At 66.2% G+C, this 24,722-nt stretch carries 23 protein-coding genes; 10 read left to right on the forward strand and 13 right to left on the reverse strand.

The annotated features are described in order from the left end of the window. Nucleotides 1-360: 360 nt before the first annotated feature. Nucleotides 361-1,125, reverse strand: a complete 765-nt coding sequence (locus N0D28_RS04280; RefSeq protein WP_260561143.1) for a TatD family hydrolase — start codon at nt 1,123-1,125, stop codon at nt 361-363. A 190-nt stretch (nt 1,126-1,315) separates the two neighbouring features. Between N0D28_RS04280 and N0D28_RS04285 the strand changes: the two genes are divergently transcribed. The 4 genes from N0D28_RS04285 (at nt 1,316) to N0D28_RS04300 (ending at nt 4,632) form a co-directional block, all read left to right on the forward strand. Further along, the gene (locus N0D28_RS04285) at nt 1,316-1,900 is read left to right on the forward strand and encodes a hypothetical protein (RefSeq protein WP_260561144.1); all 585 of its coding nucleotides are present in this window, start codon (nt 1,316-1,318) and stop codon (nt 1,898-1,900) included. Nucleotides 1,901-1,947: 47 nt separating this feature from the next. Beyond that, nucleotides 1,948-2,862 (forward strand): LptA/OstA family protein, encoded by a 915-nt coding sequence (locus N0D28_RS04290; RefSeq protein ID WP_260561145.1) that lies wholly within the window; start codon nt 1,948-1,950, stop codon nt 2,860-2,862. 46 nt (nt 2,863-2,908) lie between these two features. After that, nucleotides 2,909-4,033 carry an LptA/OstA family protein gene (locus tag N0D28_RS04295; RefSeq protein ID WP_260561146.1) on the forward strand — a complete coding sequence of 375 codons (1,125 nt, stop codon included), beginning with the start codon at nt 2,909-2,911 and terminating at the stop codon, nt 4,031-4,033. A gap of 137 nt (nt 4,034-4,170) precedes the next feature. Continuing rightward, the gene (locus N0D28_RS04300; protein ID WP_260561147.1) at nt 4,171-4,632 is read left to right on the forward strand and encodes a single-stranded DNA-binding protein; all 462 of its coding nucleotides are present in this window, start codon (nt 4,171-4,173) and stop codon (nt 4,630-4,632) included. A gap of 34 nt (nt 4,633-4,666) precedes the next feature. On the opposite strand, the gene N0D28_RS04305 is transcribed toward N0D28_RS04300, so the two are convergent. Continuing rightward, complete coding sequence (locus N0D28_RS04305) at nt 4,667-6,709, reverse strand: prolyl oligopeptidase family serine peptidase (protein ID WP_260561148.1); 2,043 nt, start codon at nt 6,707-6,709, stop codon at nt 4,667-4,669. 81 nt (nt 6,710-6,790) lie between these two features. Between N0D28_RS04305 and N0D28_RS04310 the strand changes: the two genes are divergently transcribed. From N0D28_RS04310 to lepB, 3 genes are all read left to right on the forward strand, one after another. Next, nucleotides 6,791-7,372, forward strand: coding sequence for a TMEM175 family protein (locus N0D28_RS04310; RefSeq protein WP_260561149.1), 582 nt, complete (start codon nt 6,791-6,793; stop codon nt 7,370-7,372). 90 nt (nt 7,373-7,462) lie between these two features. Further along, nucleotides 7,463-9,604, forward strand: coding sequence for a molybdopterin-dependent oxidoreductase (locus N0D28_RS04315; RefSeq protein ID WP_260561150.1), 2,142 nt, complete (start codon nt 7,463-7,465; stop codon nt 9,602-9,604). A 220-nt stretch (nt 9,605-9,824) separates the two neighbouring features. Next, nucleotides 9,825-10,589: a signal peptidase I gene (gene lepB, locus N0D28_RS04320; RefSeq protein ID WP_260561151.1), complete on the forward strand. Its 765-nt coding sequence runs from the start codon at nt 9,825-9,827 to the stop codon at nt 10,587-10,589. Nucleotides 10,590-10,657: 68 nt separating this feature from the next. On the opposite strand, the gene N0D28_RS04325 is transcribed toward lepB, so the two are convergent. The 6 genes from N0D28_RS04325 to N0D28_RS04350 form a co-directional block, all read right to left on the reverse strand. After that, entirely contained in the window at nt 10,658-11,953 is a 1,296-nt protein-coding gene (locus tag N0D28_RS04325) for an alpha-hydroxy-acid oxidizing protein (protein ID WP_260561152.1), read from the reverse strand. Nucleotides 11,954-12,016: 63 nt separating this feature from the next. Next, nucleotides 12,017-12,688 carry an FAD-binding oxidoreductase gene (locus N0D28_RS04330; RefSeq protein WP_260561153.1) on the reverse strand — a complete coding sequence of 224 codons (672 nt, stop codon included), beginning with the start codon at nt 12,686-12,688 and terminating at the stop codon, nt 12,017-12,019. Next, complete coding sequence (locus N0D28_RS04335) at nt 12,675-14,150, reverse strand: FAD-binding oxidoreductase (RefSeq protein WP_260561154.1); 1,476 nt, start codon at nt 14,148-14,150, stop codon at nt 12,675-12,677. Before N0D28_RS04335 ends, N0D28_RS04330 begins: the two co-directional genes overlap by 14 nt. 10 nt (nt 14,151-14,160) lie before the next feature. Next, on the reverse strand, nt 14,161-15,438 hold the full coding sequence (glcF, locus tag N0D28_RS04340) for a glycolate oxidase subunit GlcF (RefSeq protein ID WP_260561155.1): 1,278 nt from the start codon (nt 15,436-15,438) through the stop codon (nt 14,161-14,163). 134 nt (nt 15,439-15,572) lie between these two features. After that, nucleotides 15,573-16,061 (reverse strand): GNAT family N-acetyltransferase, encoded by a 489-nt coding sequence (locus N0D28_RS04345; protein WP_260561156.1) that lies wholly within the window; start codon nt 16,059-16,061, stop codon nt 15,573-15,575. Between the two features lie 19 nt (nt 16,062-16,080). Then, nucleotides 16,081-16,281 (reverse strand): hypothetical protein, encoded by a 201-nt coding sequence (locus N0D28_RS04350; protein ID WP_260561157.1) that lies wholly within the window; start codon nt 16,279-16,281, stop codon nt 16,081-16,083. A gap of 141 nt (nt 16,282-16,422) precedes the next feature. On the opposite strand from N0D28_RS04350, the gene N0D28_RS04355 reads away from it, so the two are divergent. After that, on the forward strand, nt 16,423-17,343 hold the full coding sequence (locus N0D28_RS04355; RefSeq protein WP_260561158.1) for an acyltransferase: 921 nt from the start codon (nt 16,423-16,425) through the stop codon (nt 17,341-17,343). Nucleotides 17,344-17,353: 10 nt separating this feature from the next. Here the strand turns inward: N0D28_RS04355 and N0D28_RS04360 are convergent, their stop codons facing one another. The 5 genes from N0D28_RS04360 to N0D28_RS04380 all read right to left on the reverse strand — a co-directional run bounded on the left by N0D28_RS04360 (nt 17,354) and on the right by N0D28_RS04380 (nt 21,880). Beyond that, the gene (locus N0D28_RS04360; protein ID WP_260561159.1) at nt 17,354-17,638 is read right to left on the reverse strand and encodes a hypothetical protein; all 285 of its coding nucleotides are present in this window, start codon (nt 17,636-17,638) and stop codon (nt 17,354-17,356) included. Beyond that, entirely contained in the window at nt 17,635-18,384 is a 750-nt protein-coding gene (locus tag N0D28_RS04365) for a sulfite exporter TauE/SafE family protein (protein ID WP_260561160.1), read from the reverse strand. Before N0D28_RS04365 ends, N0D28_RS04360 begins: the two co-directional genes overlap by 4 nt. A gap of 46 nt (nt 18,385-18,430) precedes the next feature. Further along, nucleotides 18,431-19,717 carry a S41 family peptidase gene (locus N0D28_RS04370; protein WP_260561161.1) on the reverse strand — a complete coding sequence of 429 codons (1,287 nt, stop codon included), beginning with the start codon at nt 19,715-19,717 and terminating at the stop codon, nt 18,431-18,433. A gap of 79 nt (nt 19,718-19,796) precedes the next feature. After that, nucleotides 19,797-21,131, reverse strand: coding sequence for a class I SAM-dependent methyltransferase (locus N0D28_RS04375; protein WP_260561162.1), 1,335 nt, complete (start codon nt 21,129-21,131; stop codon nt 19,797-19,799). Beyond that, nucleotides 21,128-21,880, reverse strand: a complete 753-nt coding sequence (locus tag N0D28_RS04380; RefSeq protein WP_260561163.1) for a fumarylacetoacetate hydrolase family protein — start codon at nt 21,878-21,880, stop codon at nt 21,128-21,130. The genes N0D28_RS04375 and N0D28_RS04380 overlap by 4 nt, the downstream gene beginning before the upstream one ends. A gap of 132 nt (nt 21,881-22,012) precedes the next feature. On the opposite strand from N0D28_RS04380, the gene N0D28_RS04385 reads away from it, so the two are divergent. Both N0D28_RS04385 and N0D28_RS04390 read left to right on the forward strand, forming a co-directional pair. Further along, nucleotides 22,013-23,467 (forward strand): class-III pyridoxal-phosphate-dependent aminotransferase, encoded by a 1,455-nt coding sequence (locus N0D28_RS04385; protein WP_260561164.1) that lies wholly within the window; start codon nt 22,013-22,015, stop codon nt 23,465-23,467. A 98-nt stretch (nt 23,468-23,565) separates the two neighbouring features. Continuing rightward, nucleotides 23,566-24,699, forward strand: a complete 1,134-nt coding sequence (locus N0D28_RS04390) for a citrate/2-methylcitrate synthase (protein WP_260561165.1) — start codon at nt 23,566-23,568, stop codon at nt 24,697-24,699. Nucleotides 24,700-24,722 lie beyond the last annotated feature (23 nt).

Here is a 24,722-nt window from a genome sequence, read left to right on the forward strand (position 1 = left end):
TGCCACTGAGCAGCAACACGCTGACCGGTGTCTGGGGACCGCGCATGGCTTCCTTGAAGTGGCGCTAGGTTGCTCGGCGGTTGGGCAGTTAACCAGACACCCAGCCCCACCACCAGCGTGCTCAGCCCGACGCAGATCCAGTCGGGCGGCGGCATTCAGAGAATCCACAGCCGCACCAGGCCCACCAGCAGGCAAGCCGAAATTGCCAGGCAAGTGTGAGGTTCTTGGAGCCGTCTACCGAAGGGGGATGGGGAATCTTGAAAGTCATACCACGGCTTGGCAACTTGCCAGAAGTATGCCCACAGGTCTCTGAGGCCCTGAGGTGTGATCAGATTAAGATTTGATAATGGCCGTCTCGGTTCAAGTCGGTAGACGGTAGACGGTTCGGGCATTGGCATCGGTCAGGGCTTCCGCCTCGGACTCGTCCAGGCCGCGCAGCGCTGCCAGAAACTGCAAGGTGTAGCGCACGTAGCCGGGCCGGTTGGGCTTGCCGCGCTTGGGCACCGGGGCCAGAAACGGCGCGTCGGTTTCGATGAGGAGCCGGTCCGGCGGCACGAAGCGGGCGGCTTCCTGAATGGTCTGGGCGCTCTTGTAGGTCAGGTTTCCGGCGAACGATACAGACCAGCCCGCATCGAGCGCGGCGCGCAGCAGTCCGGCGTGGCCGTTACAGCAGTGCAGGATGCCGCGCGGCCAGTCGGCGGCCCGGATAATCTCGGCGCAGCCCAGGCTGGCCCGCTCGCCGCCCGGCGCGTCGCGGGTATGCACGATCACCGGCAGGTCGCGCCGCCGCCCCAGATCGAGCTGCCACTCGAAGGCCGCGCGCTGCACTACCAGTTGGTCATGTGCCCAGTAATCGTCCAGGCCCGTCTCGCCAATCGCCACCACGCGCGGGCGGGAGCTGAGAACTTCCAGCTCGGCGCGGGTCTGTGGGCTGTCTTCGGCGGCCACGTCGGTGGGATGCAGGCCCACACTGGCGTACACATCGGGATAGTTGTCCGCCAGTGCCAGGGCGTTGTGGGCGTGCTCCACGTTCGCGCCCACGCAGATCATGGCGCTCAGGCCCAGTTCGCCGCGCGCCGAGGCCGGGTCGTCGAGGTAGTCGAGGTGGCAGTGGGTGTCAATCATGGTCCCAGGCTAGCGCTCCGCACGGGCCCCACCGTATCCGCCAAGCTGACGCCGCTTCTCATCTGTGCCCCGGCCATCAGGCAACCCTAAGCACTCTCATGAAAGCAGACAGCTATCATGCCTGCGTGCTCAAGCCGCCGTCAATCTGCCGATCATTGCCCAGTTCTCCACTGCCGAGGCGGGAGCTGCCATGCTGCGGATAAGTGTTCTGGCGCTGACGGCGCTGCTGCTGTTCGGCCTGGTGTTCGCGCTACTACCCGCCTCGCCCAGCGTGCGGGGTTCTGGGGTCACGCTCAGCAATGTCAAATTGCAGCTCTACCCGGCCCAGGACCCCAGGGCCGAGTGGCGCTTCGCGGCGGGGCAGATCAGCGTGGACCCGGAAAAGGGTGAGACCTCCCTCGATCAGCTTGGGCAGGGAGCACGCTGGGTGCGGAACGGAGCCGGGCAATTGCAGGAAGACATGACCATCAATGCCACCAAGCTGGTGATCGACAACCAGGACAACCTGCACGCCCAGCAGGCCAGGCTCTACACCCTGGCTGATTGCAGCACCTTCACCCTGTCGTCGCAGGGTCAGCAGGAAGTCATCATCAACCAGCAGGGTGGCTACAGCGCCCCGCGCGGCGAGATCGTCTCACCCGTCCAGAGCGGCGTGTACAGCGACATCCGGGCCAACTTCGACTTCAGTAATTTTCAGGCTGTTCTCGATCCCGGCGCTGAATTTCACACCGCTCCGCCCACCCGGTGTGTCAACGGCAAGATTCAGACCCGCTGAGTGCGGTTTCTCAACGTCGGCTCACCCTCATTCCTTCAAGGAGAATCATGAAACGTCCCCTCATTTTGCTGTCCATGCTGGCCCTCACGACCGCCCTCGCCGCTCAGGTTGACCGGGTGCTGCGCTTCGACACGGCAGCCAACGTTCAGGGCAATCTGCGAAATGGCCCCATCAATTACACTGGCAAAGACGGTAAACCCATCAAGGCCAGCGTCAACAATGTCAACATCACCGCGCCCAGCGCCGTGTTGACTGCGCCTGCGGGCAGCACCCTGGCCGGGTCCGAGGGCAAGCGCACGGCGGTCTTCAGCGGGGGCGGCGGCGACGTGAACGTGGTGCGCGGACGCTTGACAGCCAGGGGCGGGCAACTCGCCTACAGTGAGGCGACGGGTCAGGGCGTGCTGACCAGCAGCCCCAGCGCCGTGTTCGTGCCGGAAACCAAGGACGACGGCGACCCGGTGAACATCAAGGCCACCCAGATGAGCCTCGATGTGGATACCAACATGAGCACTTCGACGGGCAATGTGGAGCTGATCAGCGGCACCCAGACCGGCCGGGGCGACAAGCTGATCTTCGACGAGGACAAGTCCGTCGGCGTGCTGACCGGCACCCCCAGCCTGACCCGCGCCGCCAGTGCCAAGCAAAAGGAACTGATCATCACCGGCACCGAGGCCAGGGTCGTGTCCAAAAACAAGCTCCTGTACGTGAAGGGCAAGGTCAAGCTGGTTCAGGGAACGAGTACCACCACCGGCGACGCCGTGTATTACGACGACAAGAACAACGTGGCTTACGTGGTCGGCAACGCTGTGAGCAGCGACAGCAAGACCGGCACCCGGGTCGCGGCCCTCAAGAACGGCTACCTGGAGCAGCGCACTGACCTGGGCCGGGTGCGGGCACTGAGCAAGCCGTTCAACATTCCCACCGACCGCTTTTTGCTGACTGGCGAAAAGAGTAGCCGGTAAGCGGGCAGGAGAAAAGGGGCAGACAGAAAATGAAAAAGGTGGAGCGGTGACGGTGCGGGCCTGGCGGCGGCTGACTTTGAGCGGCGTCTTGCTGCTGGGCCTGGCGCTGGCCCAGCAGTCCAGCCCCCAATCCCCCAGTGTCCAGCAACCTGGCCTAGTGCCCGCCGAGCAGACCAGCGCCCCAGCCGCCGGGCAGCCTACTGCGGACCCCGTCATGCCAATCGAGTCGCCTGCGCCGGGCGATTCGGCTCCGGCTGATCCGGCTCCTGCCGACGTACCGCTTGGTGCGGATCAGTCCGCCACCGATTCGCCCGTCACTGACCCGTCCGGCGACGCTCAGGAAGGAGCGAACGTCACCCTGACCCGCAAGGCCAAGGACGGCAAGGAGAGGGTGATTCGTATTGTGCGGACCGGCCTGACTGACGACACCGGCATCTTCGCTTCCTGCACACCGCAGGACAGCGACCCGGCAGGCAGCCCGACCGTCTCGGTATTCTCGGAAACCGGGCCGGGCGGCATTCAGATCACGGTGGATAAGAACCTGATCCGCGCGCCGCTGGCGCTGGTGACGCAGCAGGAAGGCGGCGACGGCCATATCGAGATGAGTGCTGGAACCGCTCGGTTTCTCGACAATCCGCCGGAGGGCAAAACTGACCGGCTCAGCCGCTGTGCTGTGCAGGCTGACCCCAAACCCGCGCCCGACACCGTGTTCGTGACCCAGGGCCGCACCAGCCTCCAGGGTCAGACCCTCGTTTACGACGAATCCGACGGGGTGGCGCGTATCGGCGGCCCGATCACCTTCGAGCGCGCTCCAGCACCCGGCAAGTCCGAAGCGGACCGCCTGACTGGCAACAGCGAGCGCATCGAGGTAGACGTGGACAAAGAAACCACCACGCTGGCCGGAAAGGTGGTCTTGAAAAATGGCGCGCGTACCAGTACCGCCGACCGGGTGGAATACGACGACGCGGCCAATGTCGCCGTCCTGCGCGGCATGCCCGGTGCGCTGGCCCAGTCGGTCAACGGCCAGGAGATCATCTGCGCCATGATCATCCGCTACAACCTCGATCTCAACACGGTGACGGCGGTGGACAAGATCAGCGGGCAATTTCCCGATGGCGAGGGGGGCGCGTCTGCGGCGGGCGACGCGCCGGGTGCGGGCTGCTCAGGCTGAGCGTGATCATAGGAGCGGGCGGGGGATTGGCAGAGCTGCGTCAATCTGTTATGTTATTTGCGTAGGACCAAGTCGCAGAATGCTTGGCTCTTTGCCTTCCGTCCCATGGTTACGCCTCATACACTCAAGGAGCCGACATGTCCATTCAGATTCACCTCGTGGGGCCGCTGGGCACCAGTATCAGCATCGAAGTTCAGGAGGAGCGCGAGATCTTTCCGGCGCTTCGCAAGTACGGGAAGTCCGGCTGGAGCAGCGGAGACCTGCCTGCCGGGGGCGTGTCGCTGCCGCTCGGCATGGCCGACATCTTCGACTGGAACCTGATCGGCGCGCGGCCCTATACCAACGCTGAGGGCGAACAGGCAGTGATGTACCGGGGCCAGAGCTACAAGCGCCGCGAACTCGACGAGGTAGACACCAAGAAGATCAAGTTGCCCAAGATCGTCAAGTACTCGCGCGGTGCTCGCCCCACCGATCTGCCGCATCTCAAGGAAGGCGAGGAGGGCGGGGTGCAGTACGTCACGCTGATCACCTTCCGGGGCGGCGGCAAGGTGCTTGACGCCTATGTGGACCAGAACAAGGTGGCCAGCCAGCCGGGATAATCGGCTTTCCTGGCTCCTGAGCCGCCCTGAGCGTTTATTCCAGCGCCGCCAGCAGGAAGGCGTACACGTCTGCCTTTTCCTCGATGACCAGCCGGGTCGGTTTGCCTGCGCCGTGCCCGGCCCTGGTCTGGACCCGCAGCAAAACCGGTGCGCCGCCCTGCTGGACGTGTTGCAACTCGGCGGCAAACTTGTAGCTGTGGGCCGGAACCACCCGGTCGTCGTGGTCGCCGGTGGTGAGCAAGGTGGCCGGGTAGGCCCGCTGGGCGAGGTTGTGCAGCGGGCTGTAGGCGCTCAGGGTGGCGAAGCCCTCGGGCGTGTCGCTGCTGCCGTAGTCGCTGACCCAGGCCCAGCCGATCGTGAAGTGCTGAAATCTGAGCATGTCCATGACGCCCACGTGCGCCACCGCCGCGCCGATCAGCTCGGGGTGCTGGGTCAGGGTCGCGCCGACGAGGAGGCCGCCGTTGCTCCCGCCCTCGATGCCCAGGTGCGGCGGCGAGGTGTAGCCGCGCTCCACGAGATGCCGGGCGCAGGCGGCGAAGTCGTCGAAGACGTTTTGCTTGTTGTCTTTCATCCCGGCCTGGTGCCAGTCTTCACCGTACTCGCCGCCGCCGCGCAGATTGGCGACCACCAGCACCCCGCCCGCTTCCAGCCAGGCCAGCCGCGAAACCTCAAAGCTGGGTGTCAGCGGAATGTCGAAGCCGCCGTAGCCGTAGAGCAGGGTGGGGTGTGAGCCGTCCAGTAGCAGGTTTTTGGGCGTCACGATGAACATTGGGATGTGGGTGCCGTCTCTGCTTTCTGCAAATTCCTGGCGGACCTCGTAGGCGCTCAGGTCCACGCCCAGGTCGGGTGTCCAGACGATTTCAAGCTGGCCGCTCAGTGCATCTAACGTGTAGCTGGCCGCCGGACTCAGGAAGCTGGTGAAACTCAGGAACACCTGCGGGCTGCTGGCATGCCCGTTCAATGCGCCCACGCTGCCCAGGCCTGGCAACGTCACCGGGCGGGCGTTCTGGCCGGTTCTATCCACCAGGGTCAGGCGACTGGAGGCGTCTTCCAACGTGTGCAGCACGAAACCCCCCGCCACCATCAGCACTTTCAGCAGACGGTCCTGGTCTTCCGGGACGATCTCGCGCACCTCGCCCGTCTCCAGATGCTGCGAGATCAGGCGGCCCTTCGGCGCGGCGTCGTCGGTGCGAAAGTAGAGCAGCGGGCCGTCGTTGCCGACGAAGCGGTAGCTGGCCCGGAAATCGGCCACGACCTCCGTGAAGTCGCCGCGCTCTGCCAGGGGCCGCACCCAGATCAGGTTTTCGCGGGCCGTGCCCTTCCAGACGCTGACCACCAGATACGCGCCGTCCTCGCTGACCGTGCCGGAGAAGCCCCATTCCGGCTGGTCGGGGCGCTCCAGAATCAGCTCGTCCTGGGCCTGTTGGGTGCCCAGACGGTGCAGGTAAAGCCGCTGGTTGAAGTTCGCGCCGCTGAGCTGCTCGGCTTCCGGCGGGCGGTCGTAGCGTGAGTAGAAAAAGCCACTGGCATCGGGCAGCCAGCTTGCGCCGCTGAATTTGCTGTCGTGGAGGGTATCGGGCAGGTCATCGCCGCTGGCGATGTCGCGTACCCGCCACTCCTGCCAGTCGCTGCCGCCCTGGCTGACTGAGTAGGCCAGCTTGGAAGTGTCCTGGCTGACCGAGTAGTCGCCCAGCGCCACCGTGCCGTCTTCCGAGAGCGTGTTGGGGTCGAGCAGCACCCGGCCCTCAGCGGTGGGCGAGTCCATTACATACAGCACAAACTGGTTTTGCAGGCCGCTGTTGCGCATCTGGAAGTACTGGCCGCCCTCCTGCCATACCGCGCCCCGGCGGGCGTAGTCCCATAACCCGGTCAGGCGGGTGATCAGCTCAGCACGCATTGGCACGGCGTCCAGTACCCGGCGGGTCAGCTTGTTCTGGACGTCCACAAACGCCTGGGTCTCTGGGCTGCCCGCGTCCTCCAGCCAGCGGTAGGGATCGGCCACCGCGCTGCCGTGATAGGTGTCGGTGTGGTCACTGCGGCGGGTGGCGGGGGCGGATTCGGGGGAGAGAAGGGCCATGCCTCAGCCTACCCGTCCATTTCAAATAGGTTTGAGGCCAGCAACGAAGACTTAAGATGCAATGAGGATGACTGGCTTTTCATGATGATGTTCAGAGGCCCAAACCGACTTGAGGCCTTCAGCGACGGCGTGTTTGCCATCGCCATCACACTGCTGATTCTGGAGATCAAGGTGCCGCAGGTGGGCGGACTCGGCAGCGGGACGGCGCTGTGGCGGGGGCTGCTGCACCTGTGGCCTTCATATCTGGCCTACCTGCTGGCCTTTTCCACCATCCTGATCTCGTGGATCGGGCACCACATGCTGATCGGTCAGGTCAAGCAGGTCACTCAGAAGCTGCTGATCGTCAACGGGTTTTTTCTGCTCACCGTGTCGTTTCTGCCGTTTCCGACAGCGGTGGTCGCCGAATACCTGCGCTCGGAGTCGGGCAGCGCCGCCGCCGCCTTCTACGCGCTGGCCAACCTGCTCAACAGCCTGGCGTTTTTTCTTCTGGCTCGGACCATCACCGCCGCCCACCCGGACAGTCTCGCGCTCCTCGGGCGCAGTCAGCGCGACTCGTTTCTGGGTATCTTCTGGTGTCTGGCCTGTGCTGTTCTGGCGCTGTTCAGCCCGCTCGCCTCGCTGCTGCTGGTGGCCGGGTTGTTCGTCTGGTGGGTGCGCCCCTGACCGCTTGCCCCGGCGCTTCGGTGCGCCGGAATGCGACTACACTGGAGTCAGTCCAAAATTGCCCTGCTGCTCGCCTGTTCTGGAGGTTTCATGACCCTTTCCCAAGCCACTGCTGCCCAATCCACCCACGGCCAGACCGCCGACGGCCTCTATTTCCGCGCCTGCAATCTCTGCGAGGCCATCTGCGGCCTGCAATTGACGGTCAAGGGGGGTGCGGTGGTGGACGTGCGCGGCGACCCCCTTGATCCGCTCAGCCACGGCCACATTTGCCCCAAAGGGGCGGTGATCGCCGACATTCACACCGACCCGGACCGCCTGAAACTCCCGATGCGGCGAGACGGCGACACTTGGACCGAACTTGGCTGGGATGAGGCGCTCGACTACGTGGCGACCCGGCTGCGCGAGGTGCAGACCCGGCACGGTCAGGACAGCGTGGCGGTGTACCAGGGCAACCCCAGCGTCCACAACTCCGGCACGCTGCTCTCGGCGGGCGGCTTCGTGCGCGCCCTGGGAAGCCGCAGCAGATACTCGGCCACCAGCATGGACCAGCTCCCGCACCATTTCGCCGCCGCCGAGATGTTCGGCCACCCGCTGCTGCTGCCGATTCCCGATATTGACCGCAGCGACTACTTTTTAATGCTGGGTGCAAATCCGCTGGCCTCCAACGGCAGCATCATGACTGCGCCGGGCATGCGGGGCCGCCTGAAAGCGCTGCGCGGGCGCGGCGGTAAAGTCGTGCTGCTCGATCCGCGCCGCACCGAGAGCGCCGAAGTTGCCGACGAGCACCACTTCATCCGCCCCGGCAGCGACGCACTGCTGCTGCTGGCGCTGCTGAACGTTATTTTTGCCGAGAAACTGGACCAGCCGGGCCACCTCGCCGAATTTACCGATGGGCTGGCCGAGTTGAGGGCCGCTGCTGCAACGTTTACTCCTGAAAAGGTGGCCCAGGCAACGGGCGTGGACGCCGAAACCATCCGCCGCCTGGCCCGCGAGTTCGCCGCTGCTGAGCGGGCCGTCGTCTATGGACGTATCGGCCTGAGCTTGCAGGCGTTCGGTGGGTTGTGCCAGTGGCTGCTCAATGCGCTGAATCTGGTGACTAGCAACCTGGACCGCGAGGGCGGTGCGATGTGGCCGCTGCCCGCCTTCGATTTGCTCGGCCGTGCCAAGAAAGGCCAGACGTACCATCACCGCTGGCACTCGCGGGTGCGCGGGTTGCCGGAGTTCGATGGCGAGCTGCCGGTGGCCGCGCTGGCCGAGGAGTTCCTGACGCCCGGCGAGGGGCAACTGCGGGCCTTCGTGACCATCGCGGGCAACCCGGTGCTCAGTACCCCGGACGGCGAGAAACTCGATCAGGCACTCGCGGGCGTGGAGTTCATGGTCAGCATCGACCCCTACCTCAACGCCACCACCCGCCGCGCCGACGTGATCCTACCGCCTGCCGTGGGCCTGGAAACGCAGCACTACGACGTGGTGTTTCACCATTTCGCCGTTCGCAACACTGCCCGGATCAGCGACCCCATCTTTCCGATTGGTGGGCACCAGCGTTACGACTGGCAGATTTTCGAGAGTCTGCGTGAGCGCCTCTCAGGCGAGAAGGGCAGCACGCCGGACGAGCGTCTGGAGCTGGGTCTCAAGCACGGACCGCGCCACACCAGTCTGGAAGCGTTGCGGGCTGCGCCGCACGGCACCGATTACGGCCCCATGCAGCCTTGCCTGCCGCAGCGTCTGCTCACTGCCGAAGGCCGGATCAACGCCGCCCCCGCGCCGATGCTGGCTGACCTGGCCCGGCTGGAAGCCACGCTCAGTGCCGACGTTCCCGACCTCGTCCTGATCGGGCGCAGGCAGCTTCGCAGCAACAATTCCTGGATGCACAACGTGCCGAGGCTGATGCGCGGGCCGCAGCGCTGCACCCTGATGCTCAACCCGGTGGACGCGGCGCGGCTGAATATCCAGAACGGGCAGATGGTGGAAGTCCGCTCGCGGGTTGGCGCGGTGACAGTGCAGGCCGAGGTGACGGGCACCCTGATGCCCGGCGTGGTCAGCCTGCCGCACGGCTTCGGACACGGCAGGGCAGGTGTGCGCCTGGAAGTGGCCGCCGCCCACGCTGGGGCCAGCGCCAACGACCTGACCGATCCAGAATTTCTGGATGAACTCACCGGCAACACGGCGGCCAGCGGCGTGCCGGTGAAAGTGACAGCCGTGCAGGTACCGGAGGAGAGCGCGGCGGACTGAACAGCAAAGTGAAAGCAGGTGGCCATAAGCTGATTTCTGCCTGTGGGCTGCGCCTTGCCGTCGCTGGGGCGGTGGTGGGTTTCCGTTCCGGCTGTATTCTTTCACCTGGATTCAAGTATTCTTTGCAATGTTGCTTCCGGCAGCCCCGCTCCTTGCCTGTCAAAAGTACGGCTTGTCAAGAGTGCAAGCGGGGCCGCCCTGCTGAAGTTCAGGAGTGTTGATGACCAAACTCAAGAAACCGCCGAATGCCTTGCAGCGCCTCTGGAAAGAGCTGCTCGAACCGATTGTGTTCGCCGTGGTGATCACCCAGTTTATTGCCACCCTGGTCGGTGTGGACGGCGTCAGCATGATGCCCAACCTGCGCCACCACGAGCGCGTCTTCGTGCCCAAATACGAAACCTGGCTGCACAAGGCGGGCGTCGGCAGCTTCAAGCGCGGCGATATCCTCATTTTCAAGCCACCCGCCGCTGCCGAGACGCGAAGCTTCTTCAATCTGTGGACCTACCGCCCCTTCCTGATCAAGCGCCTGACCGGGCTGCCCGGCGACAAGATCCGGATCACCAAGGGCGTGGTGTTCGTCAACGACGTGGCCCTGAGCAACGATTACACCGCCTCCTACTGGCAGTCACAGGGCTGCTGGGACACGGATAGCCCGATTGCCAACCAGATCCAGTCCAACCTCAAGGGCATCGTGCAGGACGCCCCCGAACTGACGGTGCCTGCCGGGCAGTACTTCGTGATGGGCGACAACCGCACCGAGAACGGCTCGGAAGACTCGCGCCTGTTCGGGCCCGTGCCGCTGCGCGATATTGCGGGCCGCGCCGCCGCCGTGATCTGGCCGATCATGCGCCAGGAAAACGCCAAGTACAACTGCGCCATTCAGAGTGCCAACCCTGCCGACTACGTGACCACCAGCGGTAAGAGCGTCCTGAACTGGCGGGTGCTGACGCGCCCTGAGACGTTCAACCAGAACTTCGGGAAGTGAGATTGAGCAGGAGCGGAGTCAGTCTCAGTTGGGCAGGCCGGGAGAGGATTCCCTGGCCTGCTTTTCGTTTAGCTCAGTGTTTCCTGGCCTGACGACGTGGACGCGAGGTGCTGCGGCCCCAGCTCACGCGCCGCGCCGACGCCCAGCAGGCCCAGCGTCAGGTCGAACTCGGCCAATACGTTCTGGATGACCTCACGCACGCCCGCCTCGCCGCCCAGCGCCAGCCCGTAGACGTAGGGGCGGCCCAGCAGGACAGCCTGCGCGCCCAGGGCCAGCGCCTTGGCCACGTCCGAGCCGGTGCGCACGCCGCTGTCGAGCAGCACTGGCAGGCCTGCAGCCGCCGCCACCACGCCCGGCAAAGCGTCGAGCGAGGCCACCGCGCCGTCGAGCTGGCGACCCCCGTGGTTGCTGACGATCAACCCGTCCACGCCGCGCTGCTCGGCCTCGCGGGCGTCGTCTGGGTGCAGGATGCCCTTGAGGACAATCGGCAGCCGGGTCCACTGGCGCAGGCGGCTGATGTCGTCCCAGCTCAGATCGGGACGGGTGTAGGTGGCGGTGAAGCGGGCGGCGGCGTTCTGCACCTCCCGGAAACTCAGGCCGAAGCGTTTGCCCGCAGCGCGGAGCTGGGCGGCGGTTCGCAGCAGGGCCGGGGTGGCGGGCGGCGCAGCCGGGGCGGGCGGCAGCCGTTCCCCCAGCCGCGATCGGAACACCGGGTCGGAGAGGTACTGCGCCAGTCCCTGCCCGCGCAAAAACGGCAGGCTGCCCAGGTCGAGGTCGCGGGGTCGCCAGCCGAGCAGCGTGGTGTCGAGGGTCAGCACCAGCGCCGCTGCGCCGCAGGCCTCGGCCCGCCGGATAAACGACTGCGTCACCTCGTCGTCGGTGCTCCAGTACAGCTGAAACCAGCGCGCCGAGTCGCCCATCGCTGCCGCGCAGTCCTCCATCGGCACCGACGCCTGCGAGCTGAAGACAAACGGCACGTCCTCGGCGGCGGCGGCGCGGGCCACGGCCAGATCGGCCTGGGGATGGGCCGCTTCCAGCACGCCGATGGGGGCCAGCAGCAGCGGCGAGGCGAGGGTCTGCCAGGGCAGCTTGACGCTGAGGTCGCGCTCGCGCTGGCCTGAGAGCATCCGGGGGAGGAGCTGCACTCTCTCGAAGGCCGCCAGATTGGCCCGCAGGGTGCGCTCGGCTCCCGCGCCGCCCGCGATGTAGGCGAAGTCGGCGGCGGCCAGCTTGCGCCGGGCCGCGTCCTGCAAGGCGGCGACCTGCACTGGTACGGCTGGCGTCTCGCCGCCCAGGCCCCGCAGATAAATCCCGGTCTGGCGCATTCTGCCGCGCCCTGGCCCCATGCCCGACTGCTTTGTCACGTTTTGCGCCTCCGCGTTTGAGTCGGCTTCAATCTACCGCGTCCGGAGCGGATGGCCTGCGCCCTACAGCGCCGCCGCCACCTTCGCGAACAGCGGCGGCGCGTCCGGCACCGCCGTCCCGCTGACCCAGCCGAAGCGCAGATCGCGCGCCTGGAGAACGTCAGCCGGGCCGTTCTCCCCCGGCACCATGCCCGCTGGAAAGAGTGGGCGCAGGTCAGCGGGCGCGTCCACGTCCTCGCCGCCGAAGGCATTCAGCACAGTCTCCACCTCGTGGGCGTGGCCGAAGTGCAGCAGGTTGACGAGTCCCTCGACTTCCCAGACGAAGCGGGCGCGGCTGCCGGACACCTCGGCCAGCGAGCCGGGCCGCGCGAGGTGCCGGACCGCCAGACCGGGGCGCAGCCGCAAGGTCACGTCCAGCGCCTCGCCCAGAAGCCCGAACGAGCCGACGAACAGCCGGGTCAGGTCGTAGCCCTGCACATTCTTGACCACCCGCCCGCCCGCCCGGACGACGCGCCCGCTGGGGGCCCGGAAGGTGACACCCAGGATTTCGCCCGCGAAGAAGAAGTTCTGGGCGAAACCGCCGCGTTGCAACAGGCCGCTCAGACCGCCCGGCAGTTCGGCAGGTGGAAAAGGAGGATAGAGGCCCGCCGGGAGCGCGGCGTAGACGTCCAGCAGTGGCGTGTCCCCGCTGGCGATCAGGGTCTGGTCGGCGGCGCTCAGATCAAGGACGGGCATAGGCGCTCCCGTGTGGCAGGTCAGTGTCGCCGGGCAAGACCTTCCCCGGATTTAGCCGCTCCTGGGGGTCGAGTGCCCGCTTCACGGCCCACAGGGCGTCCAGCGTCACCGGGTCCACCGCGTCGCGCATGAAAGCCCGCTTCATCGCGCCGATGCCGTGTTCGCCGCTCAGCACCCCGCCGTGCCGCAGGGCCACCAGCGCCACCTGATAGGCCAGCTCATGCACCTTCTCGCTGCTTTCCCGTCTGGGGTCAAACAGGATATTGGGGTGCAGGTTGCCGTCGCCGATGTGTCCGAACTGCACCAGATGAAAGCCCGACGCCTCGCCCAGCGCCCGGATCTCGCGCACCACCTCGGGAAGAGCGCTGCGCGGCACGACGATGTCCTCGTTCATGCGCTGCGGTCGGATGCGGCCCAGGGCAGGGGAGATGCTGCGCCGGGCCCGCCATAGCGCGGCACTCTCCAGCTCGCCCTCGGCGCGGCGTACGCTGCCGCCGTGCTGCTGGCAGGCCGCCTCCACCAGTGCCAGTTCCTCTTCCACCGTCGCCAGATCCTCGCCGTCGGTATCGACCAGCAGCACCGCCTCGGCCCCTCGCGGCAGCCCGATGTTCAGGTAGTCCTCGACGGCGTTGGTGCAGGCCCGGTCCATGAATTCCAGCTTGGCCGGAACCGCCCCCGCTGCGATTGAGCGCGACACGGCCTCGGCAGCCTGCCCGACCTCCGCGAAATGGCTCATCAGGGTGCGGGTGAATTTGGGCGGCGTCACCAGCCGCAAGGTCGCCTCGGTAATGAACCCCAGGGTGCCCTCCGAGCCGATCAGCAGCCCTGCCAGATCGTAGGCGTCGCGGGTCAATTCATGCACGTCACCGTCCACGTCCACGAACTGCAAGCCCTTCACGTAGTCGCCGCTGACGCCGTACTTGAAGCACATCGGCCCGCCCGCGTTCTCGCCGAGGTTGCCGCCGATGGTGCTGGTTCGGAAGCTGGCCGGGTCGGGCGGATACACCAGACCGTGTGGCCGGGCCGCCTCGCTGACTGCCAGGGTAATGACTCCAGCCTGGGCGCGGGCTTCTCGCCGCTCGGCAAAAATGTCGAGCCGGGTCATGCGGGTAAACGAGATGACCAGCGATTCCACCAGGGGGGCCGCGCCGCCGCTGAGCCCGCTGGCCGCTCCGCGCCCGACAATCGGCACGCCCGCCGCCTTCGCCACCCTGACGGCGGTCACGACATCGGCGGTGCTCTCGGCCAGCACCACGCACAGCGGCGTCTTGCCCACCAGAATGGCGTCGTAGCCGTAGTTGAGGCGCTCGGCGGGGGCGCTCAGCACCTTCTGCGGCCCCAGTAGGCGGGTCAGCTCCAGGGCCAGTGGGCCGTGCGGCGCGTCGGTGGATCGCGGCTTGCTGACTGAAGAGTTGGTCGTCAATCCCAGTTTCTCTGGCTTGCGGCGGTTAAACAGGCTCATGCTCTCCCCCTCACAGCAGCCCCCGGTAGGCCAGATCTAGAATCTCGATGGTGTGGTGAATCGGCACCGGGCTGCCTTGCCGCCGTAAATGGCTCTGAATCTGGGTGTGGCAGCCGATGTTGCCGCTGGCGACCATATCGGGCTGCACCGACAGCACGTTTCTCGCCTTGCGCTCGCCCAGTTCGGCGGCCAGCGCGGGCTGCTCTAAGTTGTAGGTGCCTGCCGAGCCGCAGCACAGATCACCCTGCGGCACTTCCAGCAGACTCACGCCGGGAATCATCTTGAGGAGTGCCCTCGGCTCGGCGCGGATGCCCTGGGCGTGGGCCAGGTGGCAGGCGTCGTGGTAAGCGATCTTGAGTGGCCTGGACGCGGGCATGAACGGCTCCAGGCCGCCGTCTTCTGAGAGCCGCGCCAGGAAGGTGCTGATGTCCATGACCTTGGCCGCCAGCTTCTTCGCCGCCGCCTCGTCGGGGAGGCCGTGCAGCACTTCCGGATATTCCTTCAGACCCGCCCCGCAGCCCGCTGCGTTGCTGAGAATGGCGTCGTAGTCGTCCATGTCGAAGGCTGCGAGGTTGGCCCGCGCCAGCTTCAGCGCCTCTTCACGCGCCCCGGTGTGCAGCGCCGCCGCGCCGCAGCAGCCCTGGCCTTCCGGAATCACGACTTCCACGCCGTTGCGGGCCAGCACCCGCAAGGTGGCCGCGTTGAAATTGGGCGCGAGGGCCTGCTGGGCGCAGCCGACCAGGAAGGCGACCCTGGCCCGCTTCTTTCCCTGTGCAGGCGTGAAGCGCGGCAGGTCGACCATCGCCGGAATGTGTTCGGGCAGCAGATCGAGCGGCGACTTGAGCGCGTCGGGCAGCAGCGGCGCGAGCGGCTTGGCGTACTGGCCGATCCGGGCGGCCAAGCTGAACAGCTTGGGGGCTGGGAGCGCCTTCAGGATGGCGGTGCGCTTGGCCCGGTCAAAGGGGGTGCGTTGCCGCTGCGGCTCAGACCAGCCGCGAAAACTGGTGATCAGCTCGCCGTAGGGCACACCCGAGGGGCAGGCGGTGACACAGCCCATGCAGCCCAGGCAGCGGTCCAGGTGCGGCGCGGCGTCCATCAGCGGCAGCTCGCCTTCCAGCACCTCCTTCATCAAAAAGATGCGCCCGCGTGGGCTGTCCATCTCGTCGCCGAGCAGCGTGTAGGTGGGGCAGGCGGGCAGGCAAAAGCCGCAGTGGACGCAGGCGTCGATGGCGTGGGCCATGATCTCGCCCTGCGGTCCAAGCTGGTCAACCGGGATGTCGTGGTTCATCGGCGGGCGCTCATCCTCATGCTGCTGAGGATGCCACACGGCGGGCGGGACAATGGTGCGAGAAAAGCCAGCGGGCCGCCTGCGCCGCGCAGTCATCTGGACAGCACCGTGGATAAATCAGGGGAGAAGCAGTCTTACGGTTTGAGCACCTTGACCAGTCCCAGGGTCGCCTCGCTATACCCGGCCCGCGCATACAGTTTGCGGGCGCGGGCATTGGTGGCGAATACATGAAGCTGAAGCTGCTTCAGGCCGCGCTCCCAGGCCCAGCGCTCGGCCTGTTCGAGCAGCAGTTGCCCCAGCCCATGCCCCTCGGCCCACTCGGCCAGTGCCAGGTCGGCCAGGTAGGCAAAAGGTGGGCCGAACAGTGGGCGCTCGGTGTCGAGGCGCAGGAATCCGGCGCGCCGGTCTGGCTGTCCGGCCTGCTCCATCCAGGCGATCAGCAGGGCACTGTCACTCTGCGGCGCGGCCAGCGCGCCGAGTAGGTGCTGCGCCGCGCCCGCCAGCACCGCGCCTTCATCCTGTCCCGGCGGCAGTCCGAAAGACACAAAACGCGGCAAGAGATCTTGCAGAAAGCCCAGATCGTCGCGGCCAGCAGGCCGCAGCACCAGAGCGGCATTGGTCATGGGGTCATGATACCGGGTGTCAATGTCTCAATGCGTCGAGCGAGGCGTTCAGCCGCCGGAACTGCTCCACGCCCAGGCCCAGCGCCTCGGCTTGCAAGCGCTCGGTCTCATTGTCCGGAGCGCCCGGCAGCGTGCGGCGCAGCTGACCGGAGCACTGGATATGCTCCACGTCGCTGTCGCTGATCGGCACGCCGTTGATTTCACAAATGGCGAGGCGCATGCACCCAGTCTGCCGCGCTCGAACGCTTCCCGCCTCTGCACAATGGCGCAGATGGGGCATCAGACTATTTTTTCAAGCAGTTGACCAAAATTGTAAACAGACCGCGCCCTTTCCGAAGAGGGCGCTGCTACACTCGCCGCTATGACCTGGCTCAAACCACTCGCCATTCCCGACACCGCTGAGCAGACGTATGCGGCTTTTTTTGCCGATCTGGAGACCAAGCTCAGTGACCCGGCGACCCACCGTCCGGAACTGGTGCGCGACTTGCTGGCCGAGCTGGTCTACGGGCGCAGCTACGCGGCCCTGACCGCCGACTCGCCGCTGCTGGCCCTCAACCTCGATTCGCGCAACGTGACCTTCGAGGCCGAGTACTACATGGCCACCGACGACGCCGAGTTCCAGCGGGTCAAGCCGCTGCTATGGCTGTGGAAGAACGTGGACCTCACCCCGCTGGGCCACAATCCGCTGTTCGGCATTCCGCTGCGGCAGGTGCTGGCGGGCCACATCTTCAAATCGGTGGGCCGCAACTTCAAGTGCTGGCAGAATGTGGAATTCTCGGTGGGCTACAACATGGAAGTCGGCGACGATGTGGTGGTTCACCGCAACGTGCTGCTCGACGATATCGGCGGCATCGAGCTGCACGACGGCGCTTCGGTCAGCGACTACGTCAACATCTACAGTCACACCCACTCGGTTCTCGACGGCTCCGACGTGACCCTGCGCAAAACCGTGATTGGGCGCGGTGCACGCCTGACCTACCACTCCACCATCCTGGCCGGAAGTGTGGTCAGCGACGACGCCCTGCTGGCGACCCACGCACTGCTGCGCGGCGACATCGAGCCGCACGGCATCGCGATGGGCCTCCCGGCCCGGACCACCCGCCTGAAAATCAGGGAGGCAGGGCCAGTGGGGGGCATTGATTCGCGCACCCACCCAGCGCACGCACCGCTCAAGGCCAACCCGCAGTTCCCCGAGCCGACGCCCAACCAGACCAGGCGCATTGATGAGGAAGCCGAGCCGGTGCTGCCGCGCATGGGCTTCGTGGCCGGGAACAAGAGATAGGAGCCAATCTCTACTTGAGCAGTTGCCGCCCCAGCAGCACCAGGCCCACGCCCAGCAGCGCCAGCAGCGCAGCCACGCTCAGGCGGCGGTCCCTGCGCCAGTTGCCTATCGCCACCGCCAGCGCTGCCAGCACCGGCACCAGCATCAGCCAGTAGACTGCCCAGCGCGCAAACGCGGGCCAGATCACGCCGACGACCAAAGCCGCCAGGCCGACGCCGAAGCCCAGCGGAAAGAGCCAGGTGGGCAGGCCCGCTTGCTCGCTCTGCGCCCCGTCGCGCTTCACTTCTTCCTTCATGCCCAGTACTTCCATAGCATCTGCCCGGCGGTAAAGATCAGCAGCAGACTGAAGGCCAACTTCAGATTCTGGGCGCTGATGCGGGTCGCCAGCCCAGTGCCTGCCCGCGCACCGATCAGAATCCCCGCTGCCACCGCTGCCGCCAGGTGAAAGTCGAGGAAGCCGCCCGCGCTGTAGATCAGGGCGTTGGCGACGGCAGTGAGGCCCATGATGAAGGTGCTGGTGGCAATCGCTTCCCGAATGGGAATGCCTGCCAGCAGATTCATGACCGGCACCTGCACCGTGCCGCCGCCGATGCCGAGAAGCCCGCTCATGATGCCTGCAAATCCCATCGCGGGCGGCACCAGCTTGCTCGGCTCGCGCTCCTGCTCGATGCGCTTGAGGCCGCGCAGCAGGTTGTAGGCGCTGTAGAGCAGCAGCGCAGCGAACACGGTGGCCACCGCCCTGGCCGGGAGAATTAGGCCCAGATAGCTGCCAGCCGCTCCGCCGATGATGGTGTAGGGCGAGAGCAGGTAGCCGGTGCGGGCGCGGATCAGCCCTTTTTGCAGGTAGCCCGCTGTGCCCGCCACGCCCACCGCCAGCACCCCGATCTGGCTGATGGCGACAGCCTGGGTGATGCTGATGTTGTCGCCGAACAGCGGCAGCACGTATTGCAGTGCGGGCACCACCACCACCCCACCGCCCAGCCCCAGAATCGCGCCCAGCACGCCTGCCAGGAGGCCGATCAAAACGACAGCGAGAATCAAGCGCGGCTCCGGCCAGCACAGGGGAAGTCATTCAGTTGGCGGCCGCTCACTTGACAGCACCCGTCGCCGCTGGCCCCGGCACGCCCAGCGCTTTCAGGGCCGCGTCCAGGGTGGTGTCGTTGCCGCTCTTGATCAGTGCCTGAATGTCGGTGGGGGCGCTGATATCCGGCGTGATGTGGTCAGGCAGCGCTGCGCCGGTTTCGTCGAAGGCGCGCAGCATGGTGAGACTCAGAATTCCGTGATCGGGCAGTGGAAAGAAGTTCACGCCGCTGTTGCCCACCCCCTTGGTCGCCGTGCCGATGACCTTGACGCCGGTTTTCTGGGCAAAGAAGGTGAAGACTTCGGCGCACGAGGCGGTGTTCTCGCCCACCAGAATCGCTGCCGGGCCGTTCCAGACGTGGCTGGTGTGGTCAATGCGGGCACTCAGGGCCGGGGCCTGCTCGCCGCCCAGGCCGCCGAAACTCCAGCCACCGCCGCGAAAACGGGCCTGATATACCACCGGCTTGAAGATGCTGGCCGCCGCCACGCACTGATCGAGCCGCCCGCCGCCGTTGTAGCGCAGGTCAATGATCAGGTCGTGTGCGCCCGTCGCCTGGGCTTCCTTGATTCTCTCCAAAAACAGCGGCGCGCTGTCGCCTGACAGGAAAGTCGGGAAGTTGATCAGCGCCACCCCCGGAGCCGGATAACTCAGGCTCGGCTCGTCGCGGGCTTTCATCTCGGTTGGGGTGATGCTCAGGTTCAGAGAAGCTGTGCCGGGGCGCTGGATGACGAGGGCCAGCGGCTGGGCGGCACGTTCCAGACGCACGAAGGCCAGCGAATCCACCGCCTGATCCTTGCCCGCGACCTCGCCGTTGACCGACGTGATCAAATCGTAGAGCTTGACTCCAGCCTGCTCGGCGGGACTGCCTGCCTGCACGCCCACCACCAGCAGGCCTTCCGGCTGCTTGATGACCCGTGCGCCGGTACGCGGCACGCTCAGGTCGTTTTGAATCTCCATCAGGCGCTGGGCGGTCTCGGCGTCGCGGACGCTGGTGTGGTCGTCGTGAAAGTGGTCGAACATCTCGGTCAGCACGGCCCGGCCCGTCTCGAAGCTGCATGCCTCGCCCTCGGGCGCGCAGCGCGTCTGCAACTCGGCGGCGTACTGACTGACCAGGGTGCTGCGGTCCTCGTCGGACCAGCCGTAATACTCGCTCTGAAACAAATCACTCGCCCGGTTGAACAGCTCGGCGGCGGGACTGGTCTGGGCGGGGCTGGCCTGGGCACTGCTGAGGAGTGCGGCGCAGAGCACCAGCGTTCCCAGCGCCGCCCGACCCGTCTGATTGAACTTGATCACGCCCCAGCCTAGCGCGCCGGGCGCGGGCGCGAGTGTGAGAGCTGTGCTTGCCCGCCATGTGCATCGACGCGCCCACACCCTACTCCACCCGCAGGTAGATGGCCTTGAGATACTCGGCTTCCGTGAAGGTGGCGTGGTGGTCGGGGGCGTGGCGGGTGGTGCGCAGCTCCTTCCAGGCCCGGCCACTGCGCCGCGCCACCGTCCGCACCGCCTCGAAGAATTCCTCGGCGCTGACGTGTGACGAGCACGACGCCGACATCAGCACGCCGCCGGGCCGCAGCCGGTGGATGGCCTGATCGCTGAGGCGGCTGTAGGCGCGGATGGCCCCCTCGCGCTCGATTTCGCGCCGGGCCAGTGAGGGCGGGTCGAGCACGATCAGATCGAAGGGTTCGCCCGCGCCCGTGTCACCCGGCCCGGTCTCGCCCATCCAGGCGAACACGTCGGCCTGCACCGGGCGGTGAAAGCAGCGCGCCACGCCGGGCAATTCGCGGTTGAGCGCGAAGTTGCGCTCGCTGCTCTCCAGGGCGTGCCTGCTGATGTCCACGCTGACCACCTCTGCCGCGCCCGCCCGCGCCGAGGCCAGCGAGAAGCCGCCGGAAAAGGAAAAGGCGTTGAGTACCCGCCGCCCGTCGCCCTGCTGCACCAGTTTCTCGACCATGCCGCCCACAATCCGGCGGTTCTCCCGCTGATCGAGGAAGAAGCCGGTCTTCTGGCCGCGCACGACGTCGGCCTCGAACTTGAGGCCGTACTCCTGAAAGATGACCGGGCCGCCGATGGCCCCGCCCAGCAGCACCTGGCCGTCGCTGAAGCCCTGTCCAGCGGCCTGGGTCTGCATGTTGCGGCTCATTCTCAGCACCACCCGCAGGTCGGGCCACCCGCCGCGCGCCTCGCCGGGCACCTCGGCAGGGTCACTGCCCGACTCTGAAGCGGTGCCGAAGCGCCCTTGCAGCAGGTCCAGCAGCAGGTCCAGCAGCAGGTCCAGATGCGGCAGCCAGGCCGCCGTGTAAAGCTTGAGGACCAGCGTGTGGGCGTAGCGGTCCAGCACCAGGCCCGGCCAGCCGTCGCTCTCGCCGTTGATCAGGCGGTAGCCGTCGGTGCTCTCGCCGAACAGGGCCGCCCGGCGCTGCACCGCGCTTTCCAGGTGGCGCTTCCACCACAGCCGGTCCAGATTCAGCGGCGACCCGGCGTGCAGCACCCGCACCCGCAGCGGCGAGGACGGATCGTAGAGTCCCACCGCCAGAAAGCGGTCCTGCCGGTCATAGATGACGGCCAGTTCTCCGCTCTCGCCCTCGCGGTTTTGCTCGCGCACGCTGCTCTCGTAGACCCAGGGGTGCCCGCGCCGGATATGCCCCTCGGCGGCAGCGGTCAGGCGCAGGCGCAGGCGCGGGCGTTTGGCGGGGGCGGCGTCGGTCATACGATGTGGGTCGTCAGCGCGTCGAGGCCGTCAATCTCGACCCTCAAGGTGTCGCCCCGCTCAAGCGGCCCCACGCCCGAGGGCGTGCCGGTCAGCACCACGTCGCCGCGCTCCAGGGTCACGTAGCGGGTCACGTAGGTCAGAATCTGCACCACGTCGAAGATCATGAAGCTGGTGCGGCTGTCCTGCTTGGTTTCGCCGTTGACGAGCGTGCGGAGCGTCACGTCCGTCGGGTCGAACTGGGTTTCCAGCGTCGGCCCCAGCGGGCAGAAGCGGTCGGCGGCCTTGGCCCGGAACCACTGCAAATCGGTTTTCTGCTTGTCGCGGGCCGTCAGGTCGAGGGCGCAGGTGTAGCCCAGGATGGCGGCGGGCACCTCCACCGGCGTCAGGTTTCTGGCCGTCTGGCTGATCACCAGCGCCAGTTCGCCCTCGAAGTGAAAGTTCTCGGACCACTCGGGATAGCTGACGTTGCCGCTGTTCTCGGCGAGGGTGTTGGCCGCCTTGAGAAACAGGCCCGGCTCGCGCGGCAGCTCGCCCGTGTCGTTGCCGAGTTCCTTGATGTGGTCGATGTAATTGCGCCCCACACAGACGATCTTGCTGGGTTCGGCGGGAGCCAGCACCTGCACACTGCCGAGGAGCGCCGTCTCGCCGCTGACCTCGCCGCCCATGCCCAAGGTGACCTGAATCTGCTCGCCTTCCAGGCGGCCCCAGCGCACGCCTGCTCCGTCTCTGAACCGAATCAATTTCATGGCAAGAGTGTAGCGGGGTCCCGGCGTGATTGGGTTGGGTGTGCTTGAGACCAGCGCCTGAGCTTCTTGGATTCAGCTCCGCAGATTTAGCTTTGCCCCGTCCTCACCGGCCCCCGACATACAATGCTGTTCATGACCTCGCCCTCCATGACTTCCCCCCCGGCCTCCGGCTTTATTCGCGCCGACGACGTGCTGCAAGGCCGTCTCTCGGACGCCCAGACCGTTTTCCTGGAAAAGCAGTACGGCCACGGCAAGCTGATCCGGTTATTGGAAGTGGTGGGCGTGGGCGGTCCCTTCAAGGTGATGTCACCCTGGGAACTCGAAGACGCACGCGGGCAGCAGATCATCAACGCTTCGGGCTACGCCGCGCTGCCGTTCGGCGACAACCCACCGGAGCTGAACACCTTCCTGCGGGAAGTGCTGGAAAAAACCGATCAGGTGATGTTCGGCCAGCAGTCGATCACGACCTGGCGGGCGGCGCTGGAAACCAATCTGGTGCGGCTGCTGGCCCGCGAGAGTCACGACCACCACGACTCGCGCGTTTTCTTTTCCAACAGCGGCACCGAGGCCGTCGAGGCGGCCATCAAATTTGCCCAGGCGGCCCGTCCCAAGGCCAAATACCTGATCAACTTCACCCGCGCCTACCACGGCAAGACACTGGGATCGCTGGCGATCACGCCCAATCCCAACCTCCAGGGGCCATTTCGCAACATCCTCAACCCGGCGGTGATCACCCTGCCGTTCGGGGACACCGAGGCCGTCGAGCGGGCCATCAAGCGGGTCGGCGATCAGGTCATCGCGGTGATTCTGGAGCCGATTCTGGGCGAGGCGGGCGTGCGCCTTCCGCCGCCGGGATTTCTCAAGCGGGTGGGCGAGGTCTGCCGTGCGGCGGGCGTGCTGGTCATCGCCGACGAGATTCAGACCGGGCTGGGCCGCACCGGGCACTGGTTCGAGAGTGTGGCGCAGGGCCTGGTCCCCGACATCCTGACCCTGGCCAAGCCGCTGGGCGGCGGCATGTTGCCGGTGGGCGCGACCATCGTGCGCCACGAGATCTACAAGCCGCTCCTGGGCAGCGTCGAGACCGTCAAGCGCCACTCCAACACTTTCGGCGGCAACTCGCTGGCGATGGCGGTGGGCCTCAAAAGCCTGGAGCTGCTGATGGACCACGACTACCCGGCCCGCTCACGGGCGATGGGTGAGCGCGGCCTGAAGCGCCTCACGGCCTTGCAGCGTCAGCACCCCGGCCTCCTTGAGGACGTGCGCGGCGCGGGCATGCTGTTTGCCATGAACTTCCGGCCTGTTGCCAAGTTGCCCTTCTCCGCCCAGGGCGCGCTGATCTCGGAAGTCACCGGGATGCTGGCACTGGTGGCTTTTTACCGCCGGGGCGTGCTGCTCAACTTCTCGCTCAATGCTGCGCGCACCATGCGCCTGACCCCGGCCATGAACATGCCGGATGAGCTGTTTGACCGGATGTTTAGTCAAGTGGAGGCTGCCGCCGCCGAGTATCCCAGCAGCTTCGCGCTGGCGCAGAAGTACGGCCTGCCGGAACTCCTGGCGCTGGGCAAGGCCGCTTTTCTGGAACCGTGAGGCAAGTGGTGCTGAAGACAGCTTCGGCAGCGTTCCCTGGCGCGTAACAGAATCTGCTGGGTGGCCCGACGCGGAGCGGGTGATAGACTGACGCCAACATGACTGAAATCGCCAAAGGGTTAGAGGGCGTGCTGTTTACCGAGAGTAAACTCACCTTCATCAACGGATCAGAAGGCATTCTCACCCACCTGGGCATTCCCATTCAGGAATGGGCCGAGAAGAGCACCTTCGAGGAACTGAGCTGCGCGCTGCTGGCGGGCAAATTGCCGAGTGCCGCCGAACTCGCCAAATTCGACGCCGCGCTGCGGGCCAACCGCGAGGTCCCCGCCGAACTGCTCAAGGAAATCTCCGGCTTTCCGCCGCACGCCAACCCGATGCAGATGCTGCGAACGGCCATCAGCGCCCTGGGCCTGTACGACCCTCAGTCGGAAGACACCAGCGAGGCCGCCCGGTCCGCGATCAGCATCCGGCTGATCGCCCAGTTCGCCACCGTGATTGCTGCGGTTGCCCGCGTCCGCAGCCGCCAGGAGATCGTGGCCCCGCGCGCCGACCTGACACACGCTGCCAACTTTCTCTACATGCTCAGCGGCAAGGAGCCGACCTCAGAGCAGGCCCGCTTGTTTGACATCGCGCTGGTGCTGCACGTCGATCACGGCATGAATGCCAGCACCTTCACGGCGATTGCCACCGCCAGCACCCTCAGCGACATGTATTCCTGCGTGGTGTCGGCCATCGGTGCCCTCAAGGGGCCGCTGCACGGCGGAGCCAACGAGGCAGTCATGGACATGCTCGACGAGGTGGGCACGCCCGACAAGGCCGCTGACTTCATCACCAAAAAGCTCGACAACAAAGAGAAGATCATGGGCGTGGGCCACCGCGTCTACAAGAATTTCGATCCGCGCTCGCGGGTGCTGCGTGACTACGCCGAGCACGTGGCCAGCAAGGAAGGCAAGAGCAACTATTATCAGATTCTGGAAACCATCGAGAAGATCGTGGTGGACCGCATGGGGTCGCGCGGCATTTATCCCAATGTGGATTTCTACAGCGGCACGGTGTACGCCGATCTGGGCATCAGCAAGGAATTCTTCACCCCGATTTTTGCATTGGCCCGTGTCGGCGGCTGGTGCGCCTCGGTCATCGAGTACACCCGCGACAACAGACTGCTGCGCCCCGACGCCGTGTACACCGGGGCCACCGACCAGCACTATGTGGAGCTGAAAGACCGGCAGTAGCCAACAGCGCACTGGGATGGGCC

The sequence above is a fragment of the Deinococcus rubellus genome, from assembly GCF_025244745.1.
GTDB lineage: Bacteria > Deinococcota > Deinococci > Deinococcales > Deinococcaceae > Deinococcus > Deinococcus rubellus.

What these genes read in the sequence shown, in the direction of transcription:
- N0D28_RS04355 (WP_260561158.1), top strand. Translation starts at nt 16,423, where the DNA reads ATGACCTGGCTCAAACCACTCGCCATTCCCGACACCGCTGAGCAGACG.
- N0D28_RS04385 (WP_260561164.1), top strand. Translation starts at nt 22,013, where the DNA reads ATGACCTCGCCCTCCATGACTTCCCCCCCGGCCTCCGGCTTTATTCGC.
- N0D28_RS04375 (WP_260561162.1), bottom strand. Translation starts at nt 21,131, where the DNA reads ATGACCGACGCCGCCCCCGCCAAACGCCCGCGCCTGCGCCTGCGCCTG.
- N0D28_RS04350 (WP_260561157.1), bottom strand. Translation starts at nt 16,281, where the DNA reads ATGCGCCTCGCCATTTGTGAAATCAACGGCGTGCCGATCAGCGACAGC.
- N0D28_RS04335 (WP_260561154.1), bottom strand. Translation starts at nt 14,150, where the DNA reads ATGAGCCTGTTTAACCGCCGCAAGCCAGAGAAACTGGGATTGACGACC.
- N0D28_RS04330 (WP_260561153.1), bottom strand. Translation starts at nt 12,688, where the DNA reads ATGCCCGTCCTTGATCTGAGCGCCGCCGACCAGACCCTGATCGCCAGC.
- glcF (WP_260561155.1), bottom strand. Translation starts at nt 15,438, where the DNA reads ATGAACCACGACATCCCGGTTGACCAGCTTGGACCGCAGGGCGAGATC.
- N0D28_RS04290 (WP_260561145.1), top strand. Translation starts at nt 1,948, where the DNA reads ATGAAACGTCCCCTCATTTTGCTGTCCATGCTGGCCCTCACGACCGCC.
- N0D28_RS04360 (WP_260561159.1), bottom strand. Translation starts at nt 17,638, where the DNA reads ATGAAGGAAGAAGTGAAGCGCGACGGGGCGCAGAGCGAGCAAGCGGGC.
- N0D28_RS04345 (WP_260561156.1), bottom strand. Translation starts at nt 16,061, where the DNA reads ATGACCAATGCCGCTCTGGTGCTGCGGCCTGCTGGCCGCGACGATCTG.
- N0D28_RS04280 (WP_260561143.1), bottom strand. Translation starts at nt 1,125, where the DNA reads ATGATTGACACCCACTGCCACCTCGACTACCTCGACGACCCGGCCTCG.
- N0D28_RS04305 (WP_260561148.1), bottom strand. Translation starts at nt 6,709, where the DNA reads ATGGCCCTTCTCTCCCCCGAATCCGCCCCCGCCACCCGCCGCAGTGAC.
- N0D28_RS04310 (WP_260561149.1), top strand. Translation starts at nt 6,791, where the DNA reads ATGATGATGTTCAGAGGCCCAAACCGACTTGAGGCCTTCAGCGACGGC.
- N0D28_RS04315 (WP_260561150.1), top strand. Translation starts at nt 7,463, where the DNA reads ATGACCCTTTCCCAAGCCACTGCTGCCCAATCCACCCACGGCCAGACC.
- N0D28_RS04390 (WP_260561165.1), top strand. Translation starts at nt 23,566, where the DNA reads ATGACTGAAATCGCCAAAGGGTTAGAGGGCGTGCTGTTTACCGAGAGT.
- N0D28_RS04285 (WP_260561144.1), top strand. Translation starts at nt 1,316, where the DNA reads ATGCTGCGGATAAGTGTTCTGGCGCTGACGGCGCTGCTGCTGTTCGGC.
- lepB (WP_260561151.1), top strand. Translation starts at nt 9,825, where the DNA reads ATGACCAAACTCAAGAAACCGCCGAATGCCTTGCAGCGCCTCTGGAAA.
- N0D28_RS04380 (WP_260561163.1), bottom strand. Translation starts at nt 21,880, where the DNA reads ATGAAATTGATTCGGTTCAGAGACGGAGCAGGCGTGCGCTGGGGCCGC.
- N0D28_RS04300 (WP_260561147.1), top strand. Translation starts at nt 4,171, where the DNA reads ATGTCCATTCAGATTCACCTCGTGGGGCCGCTGGGCACCAGTATCAGC.